The 26,773-nt window shown below is 48.4% G+C and carries 17 protein-coding genes; 16 read left to right on the forward strand and 1 reads right to left on the reverse strand.

Annotation, left to right across the window (positions count from 1 at the left end; genetic code table 11):
• The first annotated feature begins 65 nt into the window (after positions 1 to 65).
• From ACFQ2I_RS16080 to ACFQ2I_RS16130, 11 genes are all read left to right on the forward strand, one after another.
• Positions 66 to 1,421 (forward strand): extracellular solute-binding protein, encoded by a 1,356-nt coding sequence (locus tag ACFQ2I_RS16080; RefSeq protein WP_377565847.1) that lies wholly within the window; start codon positions 66 to 68, stop codon positions 1,419 to 1,421.
• A 99-nt stretch (positions 1,422 to 1,520) separates the two neighbouring features.
• Positions 1,521 to 3,332, forward strand: coding sequence for a cache domain-containing sensor histidine kinase (locus ACFQ2I_RS16085; protein ID WP_377565850.1), 1,812 nt, complete (start codon positions 1,521 to 1,523; stop codon positions 3,330 to 3,332).
• Positions 3,325 to 4,911: a response regulator transcription factor gene (locus ACFQ2I_RS16090; protein ID WP_377565853.1), complete on the forward strand. Its 1,587-nt coding sequence runs from the start codon at positions 3,325 to 3,327 to the stop codon at positions 4,909 to 4,911. Before ACFQ2I_RS16085 ends, ACFQ2I_RS16090 begins: the two co-directional genes overlap by 8 nt.
• 59 nt (positions 4,912 to 4,970) lie before the next feature.
• Positions 4,971 to 5,483 (forward strand): hypothetical protein, encoded by a 513-nt coding sequence (locus ACFQ2I_RS16095; protein WP_377565856.1) that lies wholly within the window; start codon positions 4,971 to 4,973, stop codon positions 5,481 to 5,483.
• 84 nt (positions 5,484 to 5,567) lie between these two features.
• Entirely contained in the window at positions 5,568 to 10,673 is a 5,106-nt protein-coding gene (locus ACFQ2I_RS16100) for an S-layer homology domain-containing protein (protein WP_377565859.1), read from the forward strand.
• 200 nt (positions 10,674 to 10,873) lie between these two features.
• Positions 10,874 to 12,643: a sensor histidine kinase gene (locus tag ACFQ2I_RS16105; protein WP_377565862.1), complete on the forward strand. Its 1,770-nt coding sequence runs from the start codon at positions 10,874 to 10,876 to the stop codon at positions 12,641 to 12,643.
• Complete coding sequence (locus ACFQ2I_RS16110; protein WP_377565865.1) at positions 12,618 to 13,658, forward strand: response regulator; 1,041 nt, start codon at positions 12,618 to 12,620, stop codon at positions 13,656 to 13,658. The genes ACFQ2I_RS16105 and ACFQ2I_RS16110 overlap by 26 nt, the downstream gene beginning before the upstream one ends.
• 211 nt (positions 13,659 to 13,869) lie before the next feature.
• On the forward strand, positions 13,870 to 14,799 hold the full coding sequence (locus ACFQ2I_RS16115; RefSeq protein ID WP_377565867.1) for an ABC transporter permease: 930 nt from the start codon (positions 13,870 to 13,872) through the stop codon (positions 14,797 to 14,799).
• Positions 14,800 to 14,812: 13 nt separating this feature from the next.
• Positions 14,813 to 15,694, forward strand: a complete 882-nt coding sequence (locus tag ACFQ2I_RS16120) for a carbohydrate ABC transporter permease (protein WP_377565869.1) — start codon at positions 14,813 to 14,815, stop codon at positions 15,692 to 15,694.
• Positions 15,695 to 15,753: 59 nt separating this feature from the next.
• On the forward strand, positions 15,754 to 17,460 hold the full coding sequence (locus ACFQ2I_RS16125; protein WP_377565872.1) for an extracellular solute-binding protein: 1,707 nt from the start codon (positions 15,754 to 15,756) through the stop codon (positions 17,458 to 17,460).
• A gap of 64 nt (positions 17,461 to 17,524) precedes the next feature.
• Positions 17,525 to 18,487: a DUF1861 family protein gene (locus tag ACFQ2I_RS16130; protein WP_377565875.1), complete on the forward strand. Its 963-nt coding sequence runs from the start codon at positions 17,525 to 17,527 to the stop codon at positions 18,485 to 18,487.
• A gap of 61 nt (positions 18,488 to 18,548) precedes the next feature.
• Here ACFQ2I_RS16130 and ACFQ2I_RS16135 read toward each other — a convergent pair whose 3' ends face one another.
• A complete protein-coding gene (locus ACFQ2I_RS16135; RefSeq protein WP_377565877.1) occupies positions 18,549 to 20,354 on the reverse strand; it encodes a helix-turn-helix domain-containing protein in 1,806 nt (601 codons plus the stop codon).
• 529 nt (positions 20,355 to 20,883) lie between these two features.
• Here ACFQ2I_RS16135 and ACFQ2I_RS16140 point away from each other — a divergent pair.
• The 5 genes from ACFQ2I_RS16140 to ACFQ2I_RS16160 are packed head-to-tail and all read left to right on the forward strand — an operon-like array spanning position 20,884 to position 26,736.
• The gene (locus ACFQ2I_RS16140; RefSeq protein WP_377565879.1) at positions 20,884 to 21,792 is read left to right on the forward strand and encodes an ABC transporter permease; all 909 of its coding nucleotides are present in this window, start codon (positions 20,884 to 20,886) and stop codon (positions 21,790 to 21,792) included.
• A gap of 24 nt (positions 21,793 to 21,816) precedes the next feature.
• Entirely contained in the window at positions 21,817 to 22,704 is an 888-nt protein-coding gene (locus ACFQ2I_RS16145; protein ID WP_377565881.1) for a carbohydrate ABC transporter permease, read from the forward strand.
• A 47-nt stretch (positions 22,705 to 22,751) separates the two neighbouring features.
• Entirely contained in the window at positions 22,752 to 24,419 is a 1,668-nt protein-coding gene (locus ACFQ2I_RS16150; protein WP_377565884.1) for an extracellular solute-binding protein, read from the forward strand.
• Positions 24,420 to 24,452: 33 nt separating this feature from the next.
• Complete coding sequence (locus ACFQ2I_RS16155) at positions 24,453 to 24,587, forward strand: hypothetical protein (protein ID WP_377565886.1); 135 nt, start codon at positions 24,453 to 24,455, stop codon at positions 24,585 to 24,587.
• Position 24,588: 1 nt separating this feature from the next.
• A complete protein-coding gene (locus tag ACFQ2I_RS16160) occupies positions 24,589 to 26,736 on the forward strand; it encodes a beta-galactosidase (RefSeq protein ID WP_377565888.1) in 2,148 nt (715 codons plus the stop codon).
• The last annotated feature ends 37 nt before the right edge of the window (positions 26,737 to 26,773 follow it).

The raw sequence follows: 26,773 nt of genomic DNA on the forward strand, positions 1-26,773 counted from the left end.
ATGAAGCTATCTTCCTGTTAGGATTTAATTAAAGCGCAATCATTTTATAAATAGGGGGAAAAGCAATGAAAAGTAGAAGATGGCTGTCTGTAGTAAGCTTTGCTTTAACAATTATGATCATGGTAGGCTGTTCATCCAATTCAGGTAACGCTCCGAGTACGAGTAAAGAGCCTTCATCGAGCGGTACAGACCCAAAGCCGGTAACGATTAAATTTCATGCGGATGGCATTTCATTCAAAACCGAAGATTTGGCTCCCATCATCGAAAAATTCCAAGAGTTGAACCCGGGTATTCTCGTAGAGTTTGTTCCATTGAACGAAGCGAGTGCCGCTGATAATGTGAAGAAAATTGATCTACTGTCTGCTTCCGGGGAACAGCTTGACGCTATTCTGCTTCCAGATGCTCGCAGCTACTCGCAGCGTGCCGCTAATGGCTTGCTTGAGCCGCTCAACGATCTGATGAGCGGGGAAGGACTGGCGTACGATGAGGAATACAAAATAAACACGTCTATTGAAGGTAATTATTATGGTCTTCCAGCATCATTCAGCCAGTGGTTTATTATTCTGAACAAGGATCATCTTGATGAAGCCAATCTAGAGGTACCGACAGATTGGACTTGGGACGAGTACTTGGCCTACGCGAAAGCGATGACTAAAGGAGAAGGTCCTAGCAAGCGTTATGGCACCTACTTCCACACTTGGATTGACTATTTCCTGCTTGGCCTTTGGAATCAACCTGACAACAATGACTTGGTGCTGGCTGACCACACCGTTAATGTAGCCAACCCAGGTGTGAAGAAATCTCTGGAAATTCGTCATCAAGCAGAAAAAGTTGACCAGTCGGTTACGCCTTATGCAGAGATTATTTCTCAGAAGCTCACTTACCGTCCATTGTACTTCAACCAACAAGCGAGCATGATGCCTATTGGTTCTTGGATGATTAGTGAGGTAGGCGGAGGAAACGAGTTCACAGCTAACTTCAAGACCGTCTTCGCTCCTATGCCAAAAAATAACGAAGAAGATCCCAACGGCTACACAACGATGAGCTCTAACTTTGTCGGAGTCGTATCCACTTCGAAGCATAAAGAAGAGGCATACAAGTTCCTTCGCTTCTTCACGACAGAAGGTCTTCCAATGATGAAAAAATACTTGTCTTCTTGGAAGAAGGAAGATACAGCTGCTGCATTAGATGTGTTGATTAATGGGTCCAAGGATCCTTCTATGGTCGATAAAGAGTCGCTGTTGTATACGCTTAACAATTCTAAGGCGATTACGAAACAAATTCCGGTTGCCTATACAGAAGAAATCAACAAGACATACTCTGCAGAGTTTGAACTGATGCTTCTGGGAGAACAAACGATTGACGACGCTTTAGCCAACGCTGCAACGAAGATAGAGAAGGTCGTAGCAGCAAACAAATAATAGCGCTTCCAGCAGCATTGATGATAAAATGGTTACAGGTAGGGAGAGTGAGCAATCGCTCTCCCTACCCCTATAATCGAAGCTAAAGAGGTCATACCCATGAAGCGCGCTGACAAAATTCGTCCTGTCTCACTTCGGTACAAGCTCATCATCTCCTCTATTCTTTGTCTTCTGCTGCCTGCTGCCATTACATTAACGGTCTCGAACTTGAACACGAAGAGCGTGGTGAAGCAGCATGCTGTCGACAATGCGTTAGGCACCCTTGAGGTGATGGATCGTTACATTGTCAATACGGTGAATAAAATGCTTTATGTGTCCAATTTCATTCAATTCGATAGTGAGATTCAATCTATTATTAGAGGCAAGTGGAATGATAATCGACTGAACAGCGAAGAACAGTTTGTAGTGAATTACTTCAATACGAAGAAAATTACAGAAAAGCTGGATAACATTTCGTTTCCGGGAGAAAAGACGCGGATTACGATTCTGTTGAAGGATGGCACAGCCTATAGCAATATATCGCAATTGGATTACGATCCCCAGCACTTTTTCCAAGAGCCCTGGTTTAAACAGTTGGCTCCTATTCCGTCATTTTCTACGTATTGGATTGGTACGCATCCTTCTTATTTAGCGGAGGATAAAGATGAAGGACGTTATTTCATTACGATCGCCAATACGATTAAGAGCTTCTCCTCAGAGCCGTATGGTTATCTTATTGTTAGCTTAAGCGAGGAGCAGATCAGTGCAATATTCCCCGAGAATAATACGAATAATGAGCATATGCTGCTGGATTCCAAAGGAACGATTCTCTCCCATCCGGATAAAAGTAGAATAGGCCAATCCTTCTTGCACTTTGACAAGCTTGAAGATGAATCCAGTCCCAGCATAATTAAAGTAGACAAAGAAGATTATATGCTGCTGAATAGGAAGCTTTCAATCTCCGATTGGATATTAGTAAGCATGGTGCCCTATCAAGAGGCTATTTCGCAGATTAATACCGTGCAAGGAACAAATTTCATCCTTCAAGGACTGTTTTTTGCGGTGTTCCTACTTATTCTCGTTGCTTTGATGAGACAGTTTACGAAGCCTGTATTTAAACTTAGTCGTGCGGTGTCACAAGTAGAAGCAGGCAACCTGCAATTTCGTACGCATATACAGGGGGATGATGAGCTGGGGCGGCTAGGACAATCCTTCGATCAGATGCTGGATCGAATTGAAGACATGATTCAACAGATCACTCTGGAGCAGACGGGAAAACGAAAGGCGGAGCTTGAGATGCTCCAAGCACAAATTAATCCTCATTTCTTGTTTAACGTTCTTAACTCTATCCGGTTACGAATTAAGTTGAAAGGCGATGAGGAGAATGCGGCTTTAATTAGTTCCTTGTCTTCTTTGCTGCGCATGACTATAAATCGCAACAACGAGTTTATTGCCTTGCATGAAGAGGTAGAGACGGTTGCCCACTATTTTAAACTAATGAATTTCCGCACCAGCGAGCCGATTACGATTCACATTAATATTGAGCCTGAGGTTGCATCCGTTGACATTCCGCGTTTTGTCCTGCAGCCGATCTTGGAGAATTCACTTATTCACGGTTTTCGCGATTATTCCGGTTCCATATCCATCTTGGCTCAGAAGCAGGATGAACATTTGTTTATTCAAATAGGGGATACGGGTCGCGGTATGGAAGCGAAGGAACTCGCGCAGCTCCATGGTCATTTAACTTCAATCGAAAGCTCCCGGAAGGAAGAGTTGAAGAGAGGGTTGTCAGGCATAGGGCTTAAAAATGTGTTTGAACGATTGAGGCTGATCTACGGAGAACACTTTCATTATCAACTTGCAAGCAAGCCAGGCCAAGGTACGGTTATCACATTGGAAATACCTCTGAAGAGTGGTGAGAAGCATGCATAACATCATGTTGGTCGACGATGATTATCCTGTCCTTGAGTATTTAATGCAAGCAGTTCCTTGGGAGTCGCTGGGGATGAAGGTGCAAGGCTGCTATGAAAGCGGTGCAAAGGCTTTAGAGGCTGCAAAGACATCGCTTCCTGACATATTAATTACGGATATTGGGATGCCGCATATGAACGGGCTTGAGTTGATCCGGAAAATGAAGGAGCTTCATCCAAAGCTCAAAGTAGCGATTTTATCGTGTCATAATGAGTTCACATATGCACAGCAAGCGGTCAGGCTCCAGGTTGATGATTATATTCTAAAGGAAACGATTGAAATAGATGAAGTGGTACAGTTGCTCTTGAAGTTGGCTGATCAGGTAGAGGAGCAGCATTCAGAAAGCTGGAGTCTCCAGCAAATTAAAAATGAGAGCGCGTCAGTATTAAGGGACAGGTTTCTTCAATCGTTGTTGTACAGTCCACTTTTGTTTCCTGAACGCCTTTCAGATCAAGCCAAGGATTATGGCATTCATTTGGATAAAGACGCGTACGTTCCTGTCCTTTGTCTGATTGAACGGTATGAGGATACATGGAAAAGATTTGTCTCGGAAGATAATTTCAACTTCGTTATAAATAATGTCATTGAAGAGCTGACGGAGGAATCAAGGAATGCCAGCCTATTTCGCCACTCTAAGGGACGATTACTTTTGTTTTTTCCGTTACAGGGAGCCATGAATCATTGGGAGAAAATTCTAAAGGATATACAACGAGCGCTTTATAAGCATTTGCTCGTAAGCGTGACTTTATTAGTTGGTCAGGATGCCAGGGACGTGACAACTCTTAAGGAACGAGTATTGAAGCTGCTGAAGGAAGCCGAGGAATTTCGATTTTATTCCAAAAGCAGAGTCATTGCGCGCTTCTGTAAGCCGGACTATTCCTCTGAGGATTTATATGTCCATTATTCCCGTGCGTTAAACCAATTCAAGCAAATAGCGATTGAGCAAGCGGCAAGTCAAGTAGATACGGTTACAAGATATTGGGCCGACTTCATATCTCGAGAACGCTACCATCCAAGGATCGTCAGGGAATGGTTTCTAAAAATCATGATGGATTTACAGCTTAAATTCAAGTCGCTGCAGCACTTTCGATCCGATTACACGATTGAAGTATTGCACCAGTCAATTCTGGAGGCGGAGACGCTCGATCAGCTGCTGGAGATGGTCGTTACGATCCTGAACAGCACGTTCCCTGTGATGGATCAGATCAGTCAGCAGAATCAACGCAAGGAAATTACAGAAGCGCAGCTATATGTGATGCGCTCGTTGGGGAGGCGGGTCACCCAAGAGGAGGTAGCCGACTATCTTCATCTGAACCCCAGCTACTTCAGTCGATTGTTTAAGAAGGAAACGGGAGAAACATTTGTCGTATACACCACTCGAATGAAGATGGAAAAAGCAAAGGAGCTCATTGACCAAACGACAAGCACAGTGGAGGAGCTGGCAGAAAAGCTGGGGTATGAAAATAAAAGCTATTTTTTAAAGTGTTTCAAAAACTTCACAGGTCTTACGCCAAGTGAATATGCAGGGAGAACCAAGTAAATGCCGCCTACTGGGCGGATTTCATAAGAAGAGGTAATTAGCTGCGAGGTGAATGGAATATGGTGGTCAACACGAAAAAAGAGCTGGAGCGCGAGGCAGTTGATCAGTTTATTAGCTTGTATAACGAAACTACGGACAATCGCCTAAGATTGCTTTATCAACAGGAGAAACCGGACGCTGTACTGATGGATAGCCGCGGGAACAAGCTGGGGCTGGAAATTACGCACTTGTTCTATAGCGAGCAGGAAGCGCGTCAATTGTTTCTGCGAGAGCATCGCTCCATGATTTGCATTGAATCGATTAATCAATTGATCGAATCGTTAAATCAGCTTATTGCTCGCAAAGAAGCCAAGAGTGCAGGCTATAGTTCCGACTACCCACTGGCTTTGCTTATTCGGAACCTGTCGCCTAACTTCGGCTGGAGCGATTTCAATCAGGCTTGGGACAAAATTGCAGTCCCTTCTGCAGCCTTTACGGAGATCTGGCTGCTAACAAGGGATGAGCCCGGACAGGAACAATGGTATCTTAAATCATTGCGTTGCGAACAAGAGAAAACGACCGCCATATCCTGACAAATTGACATGTAACCCCACGTCCTATAGTGGCTTTATACTATGGGGAGGCAATGAATGAATGGTGGGGAGGTATATGGAAATATGAGAAAAGCGATGAAGCAAGTAACGGCTGCGCTTGTTGCGGGGACGGTGTTTGGCTGTTTGCTATACGTCAGCTCGGCGGGGGCCGTGAATTCGTCTGCAGGAGGCGCGGAAGCCGAAGCGAAACCGGCTGCCGTCAAATCCATACGCAAAGTCGATCGAATGGCCGATTGGGCGAGTTCATATCGCTATATGGATTTTGACGGGATGGCGCAGCGTTATGACGAGTTATTATTTGCTTTTGCCGCCAATCCTGCATATGTGCCTGTCGATCAGACGGCATCGTATATGCCGATCGGCTATTGGGACGATACCAATCACAACGGGTATGGTCGAATGTTCGGATTCCCGTCGTACATAGGCCATGTCAACGGCTCGGGTGAAGGCACGATGACGCCGGGAGCGCAGGAGGCGATCTCGACGCTGGCGCCTCTGCTGTCTGGCATGCTGGCGGGCATCGATAAGACGAATCAGTACGGCTACAATTTGGCGGAAATGGCGAACGGCTTTCACAATGCCGCAAATGGCGAAGAGATGGTGTTGAACCGCACGAATACGTCCACCGGCCAAAGCTTCTGGTACGAGCTATACCCGCAGTTGCTTCACATTCAAATTTACGAGACGGCAAAGCGGAAATTCGGACGAGAACTTCCTTCGATGCGCAATATTATTGTGCAGGGAGCGGAAAAATGGCTGGAGGCATTGCCGAACTTCAAAGATAGCAGCGGGAAGCTGTCATTTGACTTCACCTCCTACAACATGAAAACAGATGAGCCGGTCCGCAATGAAGGGTGGATAGAACCGCCCGGCGGGGCACTTGCTTATATTTTTTATTCGGCTTACGAGACGACAGGCGAGCAGAAGTATCTGGATGCAATGGCGTTGGTCATGGATGAGCTGAATGCAAGCGCTATCAACCCCAATTATGAGGTCACCCAGGATTACAGCCCGCTGATGGCAGCCGTGATGAACTTCAGATTTGGCCAAAAGTATAATGTTGACAAAATGATCAATTGGCTCTTCGACGCGGACAGCGATGTCCGTACCGGCTGGGGCGTCATGGAGGGCGAGTGGGGCGGCTATCAAGCTGACGGGCTTGTTGGCGCGGAACGGGACGGCGGTGGATATGGTTTTCTGATGAACACCTATCATCTGGGTTCGGTGCTTGCGCCGCTTGCCAAATATGATCCCCGTTATTCCGACGCTGTCGGCAAATGGTTCCTGAGCGCCTCCAACAGCGTGCGGCTAATGTATCCGAACGAAGTGCCGGCTACCAATCAGTCGCATGGAGGTGCGTTCCAGCATGACCCGGACGGCGTTATTGGCTATGAGGGTGTCCGGCGTTCGGAAAACGGCGTTGCGCCGTACGCTACAGGCGATCCGGTCAGTCATGGCTGGGGACAGACCAACTATGGCATTTACGGTTCGTCGCTGATTGGCGTTTTTGCCGCAATTATCGATCCGACAAGCGTGGAGCGCATTCTGCGTCTCGATCTGAATGCAACAGATTATTATCGCGAAGCGGGCAGCTTCCCGCAATATTTGTATTACAACCCGTATCCGGAGGCCAGACATGTGACAGTTGAACTGGACGGTCCCTCCAAGCTGTTCGACGTCGTTGCCAAAACTACAATTGTCGCCAATGCATCGGGTAACTACAACCTGACGATTCCGACGCAATCATCGCGCAATGTGATTGTGCTGCCTGCCGAGGCGGATATTCGTCATGTCGGAACCAACTGGATGGTCGGCGCGCGGACCATCGCCAAAGACGCGATCGGGGTTAACATCCTGTCACCGTCTGTACAACGCAAGAACATATCGGCGGATACGGTCGAGCTGACGCTGGAGCTGACGGGCAGCGACAACGCCTCGATGGAAATTGCCGCTGGCGATACATTACTGTACTCGGGTCCGTTCATGGCTGATTATTCGCTGGAGACGGCTCGGCTGACCAACGGGATCGTCGATATTGCGGTAACGGTGAACGACGCGAACGGATTAAGCGATACGGCGAATATTAAGCTGGAGATCAGTCGTCCCGATGAGGCCAACATCATCTATGAGGCTTCAGCCGCCGATGCGCTGCTGTATACGCCGGTAGCGGCGATGCCGGCAACGGTATCGGATAGCGGCGAAGGTTACACGCTTATTACGGAAACCAATGAGGACGGCGACTGGGGAGCGGTGCAATCCGATTCGATTGAAGTTGATTTCTCCCGCCGACCGTTTCTGGAACTGGAGGCGGTCTGGCCCGACCCGTATTATACGGTTCAGATCAAATTCGAAGATGAGCAATGGGGCAAATATGTGCTGTCGAATGGGGGAGATGCCGGCAAAAAGCTGATCGATCTGAAAAATGCGCTGGCTTCGTTCGGCGACCGGGATCGAACGGATAAGGTGCCGCTGCGCATCTATCTGATGGCGAACGGCAAGGAAGGAGCGTCCTTTGGAATGAAGTCGCTTAAGCTGTTCTACGACGATCCGCCAGCTGTGGCTGCAGATGTTACCTTTGAAGCTTCTGATATCGTTAATTTTGTATCCGGTGAATCACCAGGTACGGCAACGCTTATCGGCAAAAAAGGCATTATGGAAAACAGGACCGACAACGAGGGTTACGGAGGTGTTCAATCTGATACATTTACGCTCGATTTTGCGAGAAATCCGTCTCTACTTATCGATATTGCGGAGGTCGGCGAAGGAAACACCTATACGCTCAAGCTGCTGTGGGGTGGTACATCCTATTATGTATACGCGAACCGGGTGGCCTCCGGCATGCAAACGATCAATCTGGCTCAGGGAATATTGGACTATCAGAGCCAGGCGCCGAACGGCTCCGGCGAAGCAAGGCTGGAGTTGTGGGCGACCGACAAGAAAGGCGCGTACTTCATAGTTAATTCGCTAGAGGTTATATATGAGGATGAAACAACGGCTTATGCGGCGGATAAAGCAACGATCGAGACGTTCGAATCTTCCTCGGCACCGGGGCGGATCGGTTACATTAACGCAGCGGCGCGCGTGACGGAGAATCATCCTGACGGCGATTATGGCACGGTTCGGTCGGCTCCGTTCCTGCTGGATTTCGACAAGCCGATCCGGCTTGCGATCGATGTGGCGCAGGCAACAGCCCGATGGACGTTGCAATTGAAGTTTGAAGGCGACGAACATCCGAAATACCTGGTGGCAGATTATACAACAACAGGAATTGTGGAGGTGGATGTAGCGTACATGCTGCGTCAATACGACGCATTGTTCGACAAGACGGGGTTGCAGCGGGTGACGTTGTACGTGATGGCGAATGGAGCGGAAGATGCTTCCGTTGATGTAAGAAGCATCGCTATCCGGCATGGGCAGCCGGAAAATTACGCTATTGAGCTTGACAAGAAGCTGATGGAATTGACGGCAGGAGAGTCGGCGGAAGCGACAGCTCGGCTTGTGGGAGGCGATGTCAACGCCGCCGTGATCTGGAGCTCCTCTGATGATAATGTGGCGTCGGTCGACAGCAGCGGAAGCATCACAGCAATAGGCAGCGGTACGGCGACAATCAGGGCCGAACGCAGCGACCGTCCGAGTGTGGAAGCGAGTCTGACGCTTGCCGTTCTTCCGGCACGGGCCGAGACCATAACGGCTGAAGCTCCGCAGTCGGCGTTAGCCGTCGGCAGCCGGGTGACGCTGAAGCCAATCGTATCGCCGTCTAATGCCGTCAACCGCCAATGGATCTTCCGCTCCTCGAATTCAACGGTAGCTCAAGTTGATCCGGAAGGCACCGTTACTGTGACTGGTGCGGGCACAACGGTTATTGACATCCGTACAGAGGATCATTACGCGAGCGCAAGCGTTGAGGTGACCGGGTATACGACCGGCAATACGGGAGTTGGCGGAAGCGGTAGCGGTACGGATAGCGGCAGAGACGAGTCCGCTGCGTACGATGGCGAGTGGAGAGAAGGGCTCTTCATGGCGAAGCTTCATTCGTACGGCGTGGCAAGGGCTGTGCAAGCTGCGGGAGAGCAAGGCGGCATAGCTCAAATTGCGGTGAGCATGGATAAGGCGGATATGGCCGCTGCGGAAGGCTTCTCGGTTGCGATTCCGGAGGAAGTATGGAAGGGGGATGCATGGACAGAGACGGGAGTCCGGCATCTGTTGCTCGGAAGTCCGCTGGGTGATATCCAATTAAGCATTGAAGCGGTGCTGGATCTTTACCGCGATCGCTCGGGTACGTTGCAGTTGACACTGCGGAAAGCGGATACTGCGCAACTGGCGGAATCCGTGCGCGAAGTCGCGGGCGGACGCCAGATATATGCGTTCATTGCGACGTTGGATGGAGAAGAACTGCCGTCGGCTGCAGGCGTCCATCTTGCGCTTGTCACCTTGCCGGTTGCAGGTGCCGCTGCGGTTGTGGACGAACTGTCGGCTGCCGGCGTTGAACGGGCCAATCTATGGTCGGATCGTACGGCCGGAGGCGTTAGCTTCATGGTCGGCGGAACTGTCTATTTTGTTCTGGCGAATCAGTCGAATCATTATGTTGACACGAATTCGCATTGGGCGGCGGAGAGCATTGCTCTGGCAACGGCCAGAGGCTTGATGCAGGGAATCGGCGGCGGGCGCTTTGCGCCGGAGCAGGGCATGACCCGGGCGATGGCGGTTCACATGTTGGCCAATTTGGAACAAACAGTGAACTCAGGCTCGGTCGGAGGCGTGCCATTTACGGATACGAATGATGAAGAGTGGTATGCAGCGGCCGCAGGCTGGGCTTATGAAGCGGGAGTTATCGTCGGAACGGGGAACGGGAAGTTTGAGCCATATCGGTTGGTGACACGCGAGGAGATGGCTGTCATGCTGCTGCGCTACGCGCAATACATCGGGCTTGCGCTGCAGGAGGCGGCTGAATGGCCTGAGAACGAGAAGGCAGATGAATTCGTCGATGCGGCGGACATTCAGCCATGGGCGAAAGAGGCGGTTCGGCTGTTGCATAGCGCCGGTATCCACCGCGGCAAGGAGGGCAACCGCTTTGCACCCGGGGACAATTTGACGCGTGCCCAGGCAGCCGCGTTGATGCAGGAATGGATTGGCTATACGATTCGAACCTGGAGGGGAGCAGGGTGGTGAAGGCATAATGGATCTCGCTCATCGCAACTGAGAGTGTAAACCAAGTGAGGGGTCGTCCTCCAAGTCGTGTACGGCTTTGGGGACAGCCTCTTTATTGCAGTTGCGGCGTACATGATGAGGGGTGAAAAATAACGTATCGCATTTTCATCCGTCGATTTACAATAAAAGGAGGCGAGAATGCCACGAAAGGAAGAGTCCGCATGAATGTCAGACATCTGCTGCATTGGCTGTGGCCAGACACGCTGAAGGGCAGACTTAGCATATTGCTTATTTTTGTGACGATTACGCCAATTGTGTTGATCGGATTCACTTCTTATTTCTGGTTTTATCAGATTCAGATGGAGAAAATCAATGCCAGCTATGAGACGGTGCTGCGCGGCGAGCGGGATGCGCTGGAGAAGGCGTTCGACAATCTTGCGAGCGTCTCCCAGCTGTTGGCGGCCGACGGAGGCTTGGGCGACGACATTGCGTTGTATATACAAAGCGAAGATCCATTCGAGAAGACGAAGTACTTCCACTCGATCGACCGTTCGCTTACGAACATCATCTATTCCAACCCGGCGATTCATGCGATTTTCATCTATTTCGAAGAGCATTATAAGCCGATCCAGTTCGAGAATGCTCCGTTGAAACATCGCTTCATGAGCGCAACAATAGATGATATGCCGTTTGTGCCGCTGTTCCGAGCCAATCAGTTGACCTACAACAGCCCTCACTCGACGGTGCGGGACAATTCCGAGAAGACGGTGCTGTCATTGCTGCGGCCGATTCCATACGGCAACGGACAAATATATTATGTCTATCTGGAGACGGAATGGATGTATCATGTCCCGCTTGGGGGGGGAGACGGGGGAACGGCCGGCGTATATCATTCGCTGATCGGGAGCGATAGGGTGATCCGGTACAGCAATCTGCCGATTGAGCTGCACGAAGGGGTAAGCCTGGATGACGAACGCGTCGCGCTGAGTGCCTTCAAGTCATTCGCCATAGCCGGCAAGAATGGATGGGAGCTGGTGTCGCACGTGAAACTGAGCGTATATGAGAAGGAAGTGCAGCAATGGCGTATTCTGTATGTCATCATGTCCTGTTTATCGCTTGTGCTGACCGTTGGCGCTGTGTCGTATATTTGGAGGATGGTGTACCGTCCGCTGCAGACGATGAACAAGGCGATGAACCGCTTCAGCCACGATGGCAATCACCTGCAGAAGCTGCATACTCGTTTGACTGAATTTGAAGTGATCTATTCCAGCTTCAGAGATATGAGCCGCAGAATTGTAGAATTGATCACCGAGGTGGAGCAGAAGGAGAAGCGCAAGGGCGAACTGGAGGTTGAAAAACTCATTGCCCAGATTAATCCTCATTTTCTACACAATACGCTGAATACGATTCAATGGCTGGCTCTGGAGAAGGGGCAACGCGAAATTTACGATCTGGTGAAAGTGTTCACGCGAGTGCTGCAATATAATTTGGGCAAAAGAAGCATGATTGTAACCATCCGCGAGGAACTTGCCGCATTAAACGACTATATCGAGCTGCAAAATATTCGTTACGATCATCGCTTCAAAGTGGATTCCAGCGTGGATTCGGATATTGCCGAAGTGCCGATACCAAGATTTGTGCTGCAGCCTATTGTGGAGAATGCGCTTTACCATGGTGTAAGCGGAGAGCAAGACCGCGTGGTCGTTCATTTGAAGCGGAGCGCCGGGCGTTATATCCAGATTACGGTAGCCGACAGCGGGCAAGGCATGAATCCGGACACCGTGGCCGCATTGCTCAGGGGAGAAGAAGGCAAGTCGACCGGTATTGGCATTGGGCTGAATTATGTGCAGAAAATGCTGGATGTTCATTACGGCGATCTGGCCTCTATGAGCATTGACAGCCGAATTGGCGAAGGAACGACCGTCACCATCGTAATTCCGGATAGCGTAAAGGGGGAGGGAGAACATGATCAGGGTGTTGCTCGTGGATGATGAGCCATTGGTGCGCAGAGGCATTCGCAGTATTATGCCATTGGCCGAATATGGCATGGAATGGGCTGGGGAGGCGTCCACAGTCGAAGAAGCGTTGAAAGCGTTGGACGCCGGAGGCATCGATCTGGTGCTGACCGACATTTCGATGCCGGGAATGGATGGGCTCACTTTTATCCGAAAACTGCAGTCGGATCATCCATCCGTCCGTTCCGTTGTCATTACTTGTCATCAGGATTTTGATTATTTGCAGCAAGCGCTGCGACTTGGAGCCATCGATTACATGGTCAAAACACAGTTGGATGATGATTCCGTGCATGATCTGCTGAAGCGAATCTCCCGCCATGTCGAGCGGTACTCCGAGACGGAGCAGGCCGAAGCTGATCCCGGCATCCGCAAACGGCTGGCGGAGCGTTGGGCCTCGCTGCACTGGGTGGCGCGCGAGGAATTGTACGAGGCCTTGTCGGCGGATACACTGCGAGTGTTCAACGCTGCCCTCTGGAAGGAAACGTTGACGTATTGCATAGCCGGGGAGTGGCGACGGTTCTGCCCGCAGCTGGCCCCGGAGATTGCACATGCATCCGCGCAACTGGAGCCGTTGCAATCCGTGCCGGAGCTGCTGGAATGGGTGGAGCGGTTTCGGGACGCAGCTATGCACAGATTGTGCCGCACGATGTATTCGGAGCAGGTGATTGCATCGATCATGCAGGGGCTCGACCTGTTGCACGGGACTGACGGCGGCAGATGGAGCCAAGCCGACATTTGCAAGCAGGTGGGGATGAGCGTCAGTTATTTCAGCAAATGCTTCAAAGAAATTGTCGGCGTTTCTTTCGTGTACTATGTGCAGGAGATGAATTTGCACCACGCGCAGCGGCTGCTGGAGACGACCAATCTGCCAATCTACGAGGTGGCGGACAAATCGGGGTTTAGCGATGAGAAGTATTTCGGAAAAATATTTCGCACAAAGCTGGGTTGCGCACCAAGCGAATACAGGCTGCAAAGCCGCTGCGAGCAATGAACGGCAGGATACCGGTTGTTTAGCACGTTATTTTATGTGCTGAATCTCCGGTTTTTTTGTTGCGTGAGCGGGGCGCAATAAATTTATCCACCCAATGCGACAAAAGGGGATGTAACGTCTGATGGCGGAGTGAAGCTACAATAAAGGTACAGAACAGGTAGCGAAACGGAGTGGCGGAGGACAACTACAAAGAAATTGAGGTGGAAGGGGCATGAGCAAGAAAATAAAATCCGCCGGTGTGCGAGATCTGGTCTATAACCGTTATCTGTATGCGCTTGCTGTGCCGGCTGTACTGTTCAGCATCATATTTGCCTATTTGCCGATGATTGGCGTATCGATAGCGTTTATGGATTTCAACCCGATCAAAGGCATATTCGGCAGTGAATGGATTGGGTTTGACAATTTCCGCTTTTTTTTTCGAGGCCAGGCTTGGGTGCGAATTACTTTAAATACAGTGCTTTACAACATCTCCTTTATCCTGACGGGTACACTCATGTCGCTGACACTGGCTATTATGCTGACGGAGCTAGGGCGCAACTGGCTGGTGCGGGTCATGCAGTCGATCATGATCTTGCCCAACTTTATCTCTTGGCCGATTATCGGATTGTTTACGGTTGCTTTTTTCACCGCGGATACGGGGGTGATCAACAGCCTGCTTAACAAGCTTGGCTGGGAGACGATTGCCTTTTATACCGATCCCGAGGTGTGGCCGCCGATTCTTGTGCTGATGAATTTGTGGAAAACGGCTGGCTTTGGAGCCATCGTGTACATGGCGGCCATCGTGGGCATTGATAAAGAGCTGTACGAGGCGGCCAGAATTGACGGTGCTTCGCGCTTGTCATGCATCTTCCACATTACGCTGCCTCTGTTGCGGAGTACCGTAGTCCTTCTGTTTCTGCTCAGTATGGGCAATATTTTTGGAGGCAATCTGGACATGATCTATTCGCTGGTAGGTGACAATACCTTTCTGTTCCGAACGACAGATACGATCGATACGTATGTGTTCCGCGCATTGCGCACTTCCGGATCGATGGGCATGACGCAGGCAATAGCGCTGTATCAGTCGGTGGTCGGCTTCGTACTGGTCGTAGTGGCGAACAAGATCGCTTCACGGATTGACAAGGATTCTGCATTGTTCTAGGAGGGAAGGCAACATGAAAAATTCCAGGCAAGACCGAATAATGTCCATCTTGTTCTATCTGTTCACCGCCGGCTTCGCCGCTCTCTGTCTGTATCCGTTCTGGCTGGTGTTGTCAAGCTCCGCCACGGCGGAAACGGCGCTGCTGCGCGACGGTTACCGCCTGTTCCCGGAACATTATTCGTTGGCGGCCTACAAGGCCATTTTTTCGTCGGACACGATCCCCGATGCATATCTGGTTACGATATTTATCACGTTCGCTGGAACGGCGCTCAGCTTGCTTGTTACCAGCATGGCGGCATATGCGCTTTCCGGGCGCAGATTGCATTACGCGCCGCATATCTCGCTGTTTTTCTATTTTACAATGCTGTTCAGTGGAGGTATGGTATCAAGCTATATTTTGATTACTAAGTATCTCCATCTGGGCAATTCGATCTGGGTGTATATTTTACCGGCTTTGCTATCGCCGTGGAATATGTTCCTGATGCGCAACTTCTTCAACGATATTCCGAAGGAGCTGTTCGAATCGGCCAAGCTGGAAGGAGCAGGCGAAGCGGTTATCTTGCGTTTAATCGTGCTACCGCTGTCGCTACCGGCACTTGCGACAATCGGTTTGTTCTACGCGCTTGGCTACTGGTCGAGCTGGATGCCGGCGATGTTGTATATCGATGATACCAAGTTATTTTCACTGCAATACATCATTATGCAAATTATTCGCAACGTCGATATGGCGCAAAATATTGCGGTGGCCGGCGCGCAGTCGACGGCCGCGATCGCTCCTGCTTACACGGTGCGGCTGGCGACGGCCATTGTGACGATCGGGCCGATCATTTTCCTGTATCCGTTCTTGCAGCGTTTTTTTGTAGGCGGACTGAAGGTTGGCGCCATTAAGGGCTGAATCCGGCGATTGCGCCGGTTGGCATACAGCATTACGATATGATACGGGAGGGTTCGTACATGAAAAATCGGAGAAAGCAAGGGTTGATTATGCTGCTGGCGATGTGTCTGTTCGCAACGATGCTGGCGGCATGCAGCGGCAACGACAATAACGGCAACAACGGCCAGGGTGCGGGGACGACGGTAACGCCGACTGCGGGCGAAGAGCAAGGCTCCAAAACGCCTGAAGCGGCTACTCTGAACATTATGTTATGGGGTGACAAGCCGAAGCAATTCGACGAAGTTGTCGCCGAATTCGAGCGGAGAACAAAGGATACGCTGAACCTGAAACTGAACTTTACGTTCACGCCTCAAGCCGATTACGTCAACAAGCTGAAGCTGAAGCTGTCGGCGGGTGAGCAGGTCGACATCGCGTTTGACGCGCCATGGATGAACATGAACACCTTTATTGCGCAAGACAACTATACGAATCTGGATGAATACTTCAACAACGATCAATATCCGGGTCTGAAGAAGGCGTTTGGCGAGGGATTCCTCGATAACAACCGGTTTGTGGGAGCGGATGGCAAGCTCCATGTGTACGGCGTGCCGCTGGGACAATATTTGGGCGATCTCGGAGTGATCTATTACCGCAAGGATTTGTCCGAGAAATACGGCATAGGCGAGTTGTCTACCTATGAGGAGTTGCTGGAGTTCTTCGACAAGGTTACCGAAAACGATGCTGGCATGATTCCGTTCGTGATCAAAAACGACGGGCATTACGGCGCGGTTACTGCGATCGAAGTCAATAAACCGATGCATGCGAAATATGAGAAGGGAATATGGCCGATCCAGCTTGGACCTAACGTGGAGGGCACCGTGCTAATTCAGGACAACAAGGTTGTAGCCGCCAACATTAAAGGCGAGAAGCTGGAAGCGATCGAATCGTACCCTGAACCGTTCAACAAGTCGGACCACAGCGTACTCGAGACGGTCCGCGAATGGCATGACAAGGGGTATATCGAGAAAGAGCCGATTGTGCGCAAAGACGCCAGCGGCACATTCGCAGCGGGAAGAGCGGCGGCAATGATGGAAGGCTTGTCTAATCTCGACAATATTAAAGCACAACTAACGGCAGGCGTGCCTTCGGCTGAAATGGGCGTATTCCTGGTATCCAAGGCAGCCCGCGAGAACGTGCAGCCGAATCCGGCGTACATCTCTGATTTCCGCGTCTGGAACTTCCTGGCGATCCCGAAAACTTCAGTGAATGCCGATCGGGCGATGGCGTTTATTAACTGGTTGTTCGAAAGTCAGGAGAATCACGATCTGTTCGAAATAGGCATTGAGGGCACGCATTGGGAAGCGATTGGCGAAGACAAATTCAAATACCCGGATGGCGTCGATATGAGCCAAAATTATGTTTTCCCCGGCTATATGCTGACATGGAATCCCAATTATATCCGCCTGTCGGAGAACGTGCCGGACAATCTGGTTGATGCGTTCCGCTATCTAGCCGACGAAAAAACGTATGTCCGTTCTGCGCTTGCTGGATTTGCCTTTAATCAAGATCCGGTCAAAAACGAACTGGCCAACCCCGACTTTGGCACAATTGCATCCGATGAGCTGGCTTACAAGCTTGGCATGGTTGTCAACCCGGCAGAGGGCTTGACGAGCCTCCAGCAGAAGTGGGAAGCGAACAGCAGGCTGCAAGCGGATATTGCCAAAATTAAAGAAGAGCTGATTCGTCAAACGCAGGAATTCCTGGATCAGCAGGCGGCGCAGCAATAAGCTGAAAAACATATGACTATAGCTTGCAGGCTTAGCTCCTGCGTGGACGGAGGTTTAGTTCTTTATGCTTCAAATTCATCATCACCCACAAACATGCGAACAACTGCTGCAGGCATACCGGGTTAACAAAGAGCCGGCGATTGGAGTGAAGCTTCGGTTCGAAGGCGTGGACGGCAGAGATGTTTACAACATTACCGCCGCTTTCCCGGATGCCGGCGCTTCAGTGCTGGCGGGCCGCGTCGAAGCGCGCGATACGGAATTTAGCTGCGTCAAGTTTTTCCGTCAGAAGGACAGCCGTTGGCAGGTCGATGAAGCGTTGCCGGAGTTAGATTGGCAAGATCCCTTCTATACCTTTATCGGCGAGGAACTGATTCTTGGCGGTGTGTGCGTCATCGAGGACAAGGACAATCCAGGTCAAATCGTATCATGGGAAACGGTGTTTTATCGCGGAGCGAACGTTGCCGTATTGCAGCCATTTCTGGTTGGACCCAGTCATATGAAAGACATACGGCTAGTGCAGTTAGCGGACGGCGCAATCGGCGTGTTTACCCGTCCGCAAGGAAAAAAGGGCGGCAGAGGGAAAATTGGGTTTTTCAAGGCGGCTTCTCTCGAAGCTATTACGCAGGAGGCGATTGCCGGAGCACCGTTGCTCGAAGGCATGTTCATGGACGAAGAATGGGGTGGGGCCAACGAGGCACATCTGCTGGCGAACGGGCTGATTGGCGTGCTTGGTCATATCGCCTGGTTAGACGAAGCAGGCCATCGTCATTATTACGCCATGACGTTTGCTCTCAATCCAGATACGCTGGCACGTACAACACTCAAGCTTGTTGCTGAACGCGCTGACTTTCCGGATGGACCAGCCAAACGCAGCGACTTGCAAGATGTTATTTTTAGTGGCGGTCTGATTCGCCAAGGAAACGGCAATGCCGAATTGTATGTAGGCGCCAGCGACGCCGAAGCATATGTCATTTCCATACCCGATCCGCTGTTGGAATATGAGGGGATGCATCCGGAATTGGAATAGAGTTAGCGGGAAGATGGCCTCGAATGGGCTATCTTCCTTTCTTTCTTTCTTTTCAGCGCTACTAAGACTCCTCCGATATGAATTTGAGATATTGCGAAGGCGTCGTGCCGTTTATTTTTTTGAAATGCCTAGTAAATGTTTTTTCACTGGAGTATCCAACGCGTTCTCCTATTTCTTTTATCGTTAGATGATGATTTTGCCGGAACTGTGCCAGCGCCGCTTTTATACGAACAAGCATAATGTAATAACTGATGTTATACCCCGAGTGCTTCTTGAAATAGCTTGATAAATATACGCTGGTAATCGAGAAGCGGTCGGCAATATAGGTAAGGGATAAATCGCTGTTATAATTTTTGTCAATGAACTCGACGATCTTTTCGTATAGCGACAGGTCTTGAACACTGGCATGAGCAGTCAATGAATCGTATTTCCGTACCAATTCCTCGTATGCGAGCTCTGGATTCCGAATCATACTTATATCTGAATAAATCGATTCTGAATCATGATGATTCACCTTTTTACTTGCGGCAATGACGTTCATTAAATCGTTCAAATAACGAAAAAGTCCGAATGATTCCCTATAGGTCATTTTTTTGACCAAGCTATATATGGTGCATGAGAAGAAATCTTTCAAGCTGTCTTGATTGCCTTTAAGCACGTAAGCGATCAGTTCTTGCTCCTTCTCTATTGACAGCGCAACAGGCGCATGCAAGCCGTTTGTAGGTTTACCATGATATTCAGCAATGTGATAAGAGGCACCCCAATTGAAGGAGTAGTTGTCGATAGCCCGCATGCTTTGTTGCAGGGCGTTATGAATATGGGCAATGTCTCTTATATATGCGCTTACTCCGCACAATACAAAGTAACCTTTGGATGACAAGTGGTCTAGAATTGGCGTCAGTGTACCGGTTATGCCGTCCGGGGGCGTGTTATAAAGGAAATAGGTATCCGCATCCGCACGATGGAGCAGTTTATGGAATGAATAATGATCCGCCAGCAGTTGCCCGAACATCTCGTTAGCAATAGTGGTCTTTGCGCCATTTTTAGCTTCTTCGAAATAGCAGGTCAGAATATAGCCATTTCTATACTTGCTGCGAAGCTTGCTGTCGATGTCAGGAATTGAATCATCTGGGGAGGCAGTAGCATAGCGCAGCAGAGCATTTTGATCCATAATGGTTTGTTGTTGATCCAACGTGCGTTTCATTAATTGCGTAGAGCTTAGCAGTTTGGAAATCGTTGATTTAATTGGACGGTATAGTGTTATATTTGCGGCAAGCAAGCCGAAGGCGATAAGAAAAAAGGCCAAAAATGTAGTTAGTGTAAACACGTTGACCTTTCTTATTTTTTGCTGCAAATTGCTTTCCGCATATAAAATAGTATATTGTAGTCCATTCATTGCGATATGTATCGGAGTAAATCTCTTGCCTTCAATTACAACGGGTTGACCGTCTTTAAGCTGCTGTACGTTAACGGATAGCGGGAAGGACTGGCTAACCGCCACCACTTCGCCCTTCTCGGTCGTGATATGTACGACATTGTTAAAGACTTGAGAAGACTTCTCCAGACTTTGCTCTAATTTGGTTCTGTCAATCTTGACGAAGATAGACCCTGCATTACGGATAGGGTATACAAACATCAAGAATCGATCATAGATCTGGAAAGAGCTCGCTTGTTCGTCCAGGTGCAGACAGTCGCAAGTGAAGTCAGGGCTCTCTTGTTTTAATTTATCGTAGAATAGACTTAATTGCCTTGTGCCATCTCCGCTCGTCACAAGTTGCTTGTCATTAAAGAAGACGGAAATTGATGAGTCGAACGGAAGCACGCGCATGAGCTCGGAGAGCTTCTGGTTAAATCGGTTCAGCATCATTTTGTAGCCTGTTGCAGTTGATTCAGATTTATTCAGATATACGATATCGATATCCATGCTTAACGAGTAAACGGTTTGCTTCAGCTTTGAGAATTGCTGGTCGATACTGTCTGCTATATAAAGAAGTGATTCCTTATTCGCTTGAGCTTGATTTCTTTTGACGGTATCTTTGATGTAATAGGAGCTATATGCAAGGATGGATGAGAATAAAATGACGAATATGAGGTTGATCGCAATAATTTTAATATAAATTCGGTTCGTGTCCCCATGCAAGAATCTCCTGAACATATCTATTCCTCCTATCCAAAACATACGTTATGAAACAATAAGATAGCGCTTTCATTATTATCATATGAAATGTCAGGCAATTGCAATATATAATATGAGACAATGATGATTTGTCTCCCATTTTAAAAATTGTCGGTTGATAGATATATAAAAATGGTCTTCATATTAAAAACCGTCCCTTGCCGGTCCAGTCCATTTGCGACTACGATCAGATTATCTTAGGTGGAGAGGAGGAGGACGATTGAATTTGAACCGGCTGATGATCAAATGTTATCGACAACGTTATTTGTTGCTGATGACGCTTCCCGGATTTGCGGTAGTGCTTATTTTTAAGTATATTCCGATTTACGGCATTTTGATTGCGTTCAAAAATTATGACGTAGCAACAGGCATTATGAACAGCCCGTGGGTAGGGTTTAAGCATTTTTATTCATTTTTTCATAATCCGCTCAGCTTAAGACTAATCAAGAATACGTTCCTACTTGGTATTTACTCGTTGTTTTGGGGGTTTCCAGCACCTCTCATTCTCGCACTTCTATTAAATGAAGTCAAAAATAAGTTATTTAAAAGAGGCGTGCAAACCATTGTTTATTTTCCCCACTTCTTGTCGGTCGTTATAATAGTTGGGTTTATTAAAGAATTTACGGCGCTGGACGGCTTGTTCAATCAGATTGCCGGTTGGTTCGGTGCAGAAGCGGTTCCCATGTTGTCCAAGTCGGAATATTTCCGAACGCTGTTTATCGGCTCGGGCATCTGGCAAGGTGTGGGCTGGGGAACGATCATTTATTTGGCAGCGCTTTCCGGTGTTGATGTCGTCTTGCATGAGGCGGCCACAATCGATGGCGCCAACCGATGGCAACGCTTACGACATATTACGTGGCCAGCTATTATACCAGCTACCACGATTCTCCTTATTTTATCGTTGGGAAGTATTGTCGGCACGGATTTTCAGAAAATTATCTTGTTGTACAATCCAGTCATATATGAAACGGCCGATGTCATTGATACATACGTATATCGTCAGGGCATTCTGGGCGCCCAATACGAATACAGCACGGCTGTCGGTTTGATGCTTTCTGTTATAGCATTTATTTTTGTCGCCAGCGGCAATTGGTTTTCCAGGAAAGTATCGGATACCAGTCTTTGGTAGGAGGGGTGGATATGGAGAATGCACATGACGCATTATAAACAATCATTAGGTTCGAAGCTATTCGATACAGGCAATTATATATTCCTGATCGGGTTATGCATCGCTATGCTTTATCCACTGATGAACACAGTTGCGCTATCACTAAGTAATCCGGAAATGATTATTCAGGGCAAAGTATCCTGGTTTCCGCGGGGCTTCAATCTGGAAGGGTACAAATATATTTTATCCGACCATAAACTATTGAAGGCATTCGGCAATACGGTCTTATACGCATTGACGGGAACATTTATTATGCTTCTGTTAACTTCCTTGTTGGCCTATCCTCTTTCAATCCCGGATTTTGTTATTCGCAAATTTATTACCATCTTTATTACAATTACGATGTTTTTCGGAGGTGGGTTAATTCCGACCTATTTGCTTATCCGCAATTTGCATATGCTGAATACGTTTTGGGTCATGGTTATTCCTGGGGCCGTATCGGCTTTTAACGTCATATTGTTTCGTACTTTCTTCAAGACGATTCCGATCGAATTGTGGGAGTCGGCCTATATGGACGGGGCAAACGACATTCGCATTTTATTTCAAATTTATTTGCCACTTTCCAAAGCGCTGCTTGCAACGTTCGGCTTATTCGGCATAGTCGGCACCTGGAACGGTTGGTTTGAAGCCTTAATCTATTTAAACGATGAAGGCAAATACCCGATTCAAATGATATTGAGGAATATGATTTCAGAGACGGACAGCTCATCGATGAACGCGCAAACCTTTCAATTAATAGCGTCCATGAAATTGCATGGAAAAAATATTAAAATGGCGGCGGTCATCGTAACGATTATACCCATTTTGTTTATTTACCCGTTCTTACAAAAGCACTTTGTTACAGGTATGATGATCGGCTCAGTCAAAGGCTAGATCTTAAATATTTATAAGAGTGAATATAATCTGAAAGGGTGTTTTCAATGGGTAACATGAAAAGTAGTAACACAAGGAAAGTTGCGTATTTCGCCATACTGCTGGCTGTGTTGCTGGCTTCCTCGACTGTATTTGCCGGGTGCTCGTCCAATAACGAAGGAGAGAATGGCAGTAATAAGCAGACAGATAGCGACAAGCAAACAGAGGGGAGCGGGGAGCAGACAATCAAGCTTTCTGTTATGGCAGGGACATTCGGCGCAGTACCAGAAAATACGGAGGTTCAAAAGGAATGGCAAAGAAGAATGGAGGAATATATTGGACGGAAGCTGGATATAGACTGGCAGTATATTCCATGGGGAGATTACTCCGATAAATTCAAGCTGACGCTTGCAAGCGGTGATCTTCCGGACATCATGACTAACACTGGCAGTGACCTGGCCGTTCAATATGGGCGACAGGGCCTTGTACTTGATATTTCCAAATATTTGGATCAGGCGCCAAATTACAAAGCGTTCCTGGACAGCACTCCATATGTCGAATCCAGTATGTATACACCTGAAGGCAATATGTACTTCTTCGGTGATGGATGGTCGAATACGGATAATAATCAAGGAAGCGCTTATGGTTCTTTGTATCGCTTTGATACGTTCCAGAAGCATGATATTAAAATACCGGAAACGCTTGATGAGCTATATGAAGCCGCCAAGAAATTGAAGCAATTATATCCCGATTCGTATCCGGTCAATGCTTTTCCATGGCCTAAAGTAGAAGAAGCGTTTATGTTGTCTAATCACGTCAGATCCGACATTTATTGGGATGGGGATCGGTTTACTTACGGTGCGGTTTCAGAAGGTTACAAGGAAGCGCTTATGTTTGCCAACAAGCTATTCAATGAGAAACTGCTAGATCCCGAAATCATTACGCAATCGGAAGATCAAGTGAAGCAGAAAGTGATGACTGGAAAATCGTTTATCGTGCCGGTAGCTTGGTATGGGTTCACAAGCGAATTCAACAGCTTAGGTCAGGATAGTATGGAGTGGGGAGGCGCACTTGTGCCGGATAACCCGACATACGGAAAGGCATGGAAAATGTCTTCAATTGAGCCCGGTAAACTCATCAGACCGTATAACGGCGTGCTAGTCTCCGCCAAGACCAAACACCCTGAACTTATCGTGAAAATGCTTGATTATCAATATACAGATGAGATGATCGATCTGCTCAACTGGGGTATTGAAGGCAGAACGTATGAAATCAAGGAAGGAAAAAAACAGTATTTGCCGGAAATATTGAATGCCGCTATTCCTTCAAAAGCGTTGGAGCCGTTCGGCGTAGGAGGCAGCAACCGCGCCGGTTTCATCTTCAGTCCTCAAGAATTCAGCGCTGATCTAGGAAAGTATAGACCTATGCCGTTTTTTGCTGAAGGAAAGTATATGGTAGAAAAAAACTTCATTGCAACGGATAAATACGGCGGCGAGGAATCTGTTGCGCCTTATGACCGAGCGCCTACCGTTACGTTAGATAAAGATGAACAAGCGAAACGAAACGAGACGATGACACCGATCGATACCTATGTCAGTGAAGCGGCAATCAAATTCATCATCGGGGAGAGAAGCTTTGACGAGTGGGACAAATACAAGTCAGAAATTAAAAACTTGGGCGATTACGAAGCTATTGTTAAGATGATGAACGATAAGGCGGAAGCTGTCGTCAAATAAGTCCGCCAGTGAAAGGCGAAGAGGTGCGCAGCCATGAGAAATAAACCGAATAATCATGAACGCAGTAGTGAATCGATCATCTATGCCATCGGTGCATTCACTGGGAGCAATGCGCCGGAAACCGGCTTGCTTAGGATGGGGGGGAGATTGGGATCAGTCGCTGCTTAAGATGAAAGCATGCGGAATCAGTATCGTAGCGACGTATATTTTTTGGAATCATCATGAGGAGATTGAAGGCGAGCATGAATGGAGCGGATCACGTAATGTCCGCCAATTTCTGAACTTATGCGCCAGACATCAAATGTATGCTTTTTTACGTCTGGGACCTTATTGCCACGGAGAAGCACGCATCGGTGGATTCCCGGACTGGGTCGTGAGCAAATGCCGCATTCGTACGAATGATCCACTATATATGACCTATGTTCAGCGTCATTACAGGCAAATATTCGGGCAAGTGGAGGGCATGCTTTTCAAGGATGGAGGTCCCGTTATTGGCGTGCAAATCGAAAATGAATATTTAGGCGGTCAGGAGCATATGGCAGCGCTGAAAAAAATGGCGATAGATGCTGGATTCGACGTGCCTTATTACTCAGCAACTGCTGGCGGAGGACAGTTCGATTCAATACCCGAAGGTGAACTGCTTTCGATGTTCGGAGGATATCCCGAAGCGCCATGGTCACAGCATACGGAGCCGATGCCGCCAAACACTAACTTTTTCTTCACTCCTATTCGCGACGATTCAAATGTTGGGAGTGATCTGATTAAGCATGATCTGGACAAACGGGGAAAGAATCCTCCTGAAATTGAGCGCTATCCTTATTTCATGTGCGAATTGGGAAGCGGCAATCAGGTGACGCATCATCGTAGACCGATTATTTCAAGCGATGACATTGCATCCATGGCGCTAGTCAAGCTGGGAAGCGGCTGCAACTGGCCCGGATATTATATGTTTCACGGAGGAACGAATCCGATCGGTCATTTATCGACTTTGCACGAATCCAAGGCAACCGGGTATCCCAATAATTATCCTGTTCTTTCATATGATTTTCAGTCACCCATAGGCGAATACGGACAGATGCGAGATGGTTATCATGAACTGAAGCTGATACACTTCTTTCTCCAGGATTTCGGAGAGCTGCTTGCGCCAATGTGCTTGCACCTGCCGAAGCGACAGCCGAAGGACCTTATGGATACAGATACGTTGAAGTGCGCAGTGCGATCCGATGGAAGCAGCGGGTTTCTGTTTATAAACAATTATGTTCGGCTGCAAGAGAATAAGTCGATAGAGAAGGTTCAATTTGAAGTGGCGCTAGCCAATGGCGATTCGATCCGTTTTCCGAATGATGCAATAACCATTCCGGCGGACGAGCGTGCGATCTTTCCTTTTCAATTGATGCTTGAGGAACAAGTCATATTGCGTTACGCAACTGCACAATTGGTAGCAAAGCTCGACGGTTATGATGCGACTTATGTATTCTTTGCAGTGGACGGCATTCCGGTACAGATGGCATTCGATATAACTACTGTGAAGAGGATAGCCTTAGAAGGCAAAGGGAATGTAAGTCAAAATGGACAAATAATACTTGTATCGGAGCTTGAGGCAGGACCTGATTGTATTGTTCGGTTGGAATTGGCTTCGGGGAGAAGCATTCGCTTGCTTATACTAACTAAAGCTCAGGCGCTTCGTTGCTGGAAAGCCGAAATGTGGGGAGAAGATCGGCTATTCATGAGCGAAGCCGATATTCTGGTAGACGGCAACAGGGCGCAGATGCTTCAGAGGTCGCCGGTGCAGTGGGAGGTGTCTATTTATCCGGAGCCGTTGATTTCTCCGATGATAGGAGAGATTCTTACAACAGTCAAGCCGAAGGGAGCATTTGTTAGCTATTCGCAGATTGTCAGACAAGATAAGCTTAACGTAGCTGTACAAGCACTAGCGAATGGGATAGCTGATTACGACGGGAAGAAGTATGAAGTGCGTCAGTGGAGAATCAAAGTCAATGCGGATTGCGATTGCATGGATGCATATACGGATGTGAATAACATTTTTTTGCGCATAGAATATGAAGGGGATATGGCGGTATTGCGAACGTTGGAGCAAGAGCTGCTTGCCGATCATTTCTACAATGGGTTGCCATGGGAGATCGGCTTAAAGCAATGTATCACCAACCTTAACGGGGGAGAGTGGCTTCTTCAAATCATGCCTATGATGAAACAACAACAGATTTATTTGGAACGGGTACCATCATTTGAAGAGGATACGGTTGCCGAACTGTTAAGCGTCAAAGCCGAGGTGGAGTATACGAAGACGATTGAATAGCGGAATGCTGAGGGCTGTCTGCCAAGTGATCGGACGG

It is taken from the genome of Paenibacillus chungangensis, from assembly GCF_042675905.1.
In the GTDB taxonomy this organism is placed as follows: Bacteria; Bacillota; Bacilli; order Paenibacillales; family Paenibacillaceae; genus Pristimantibacillus; species Pristimantibacillus chungangensis.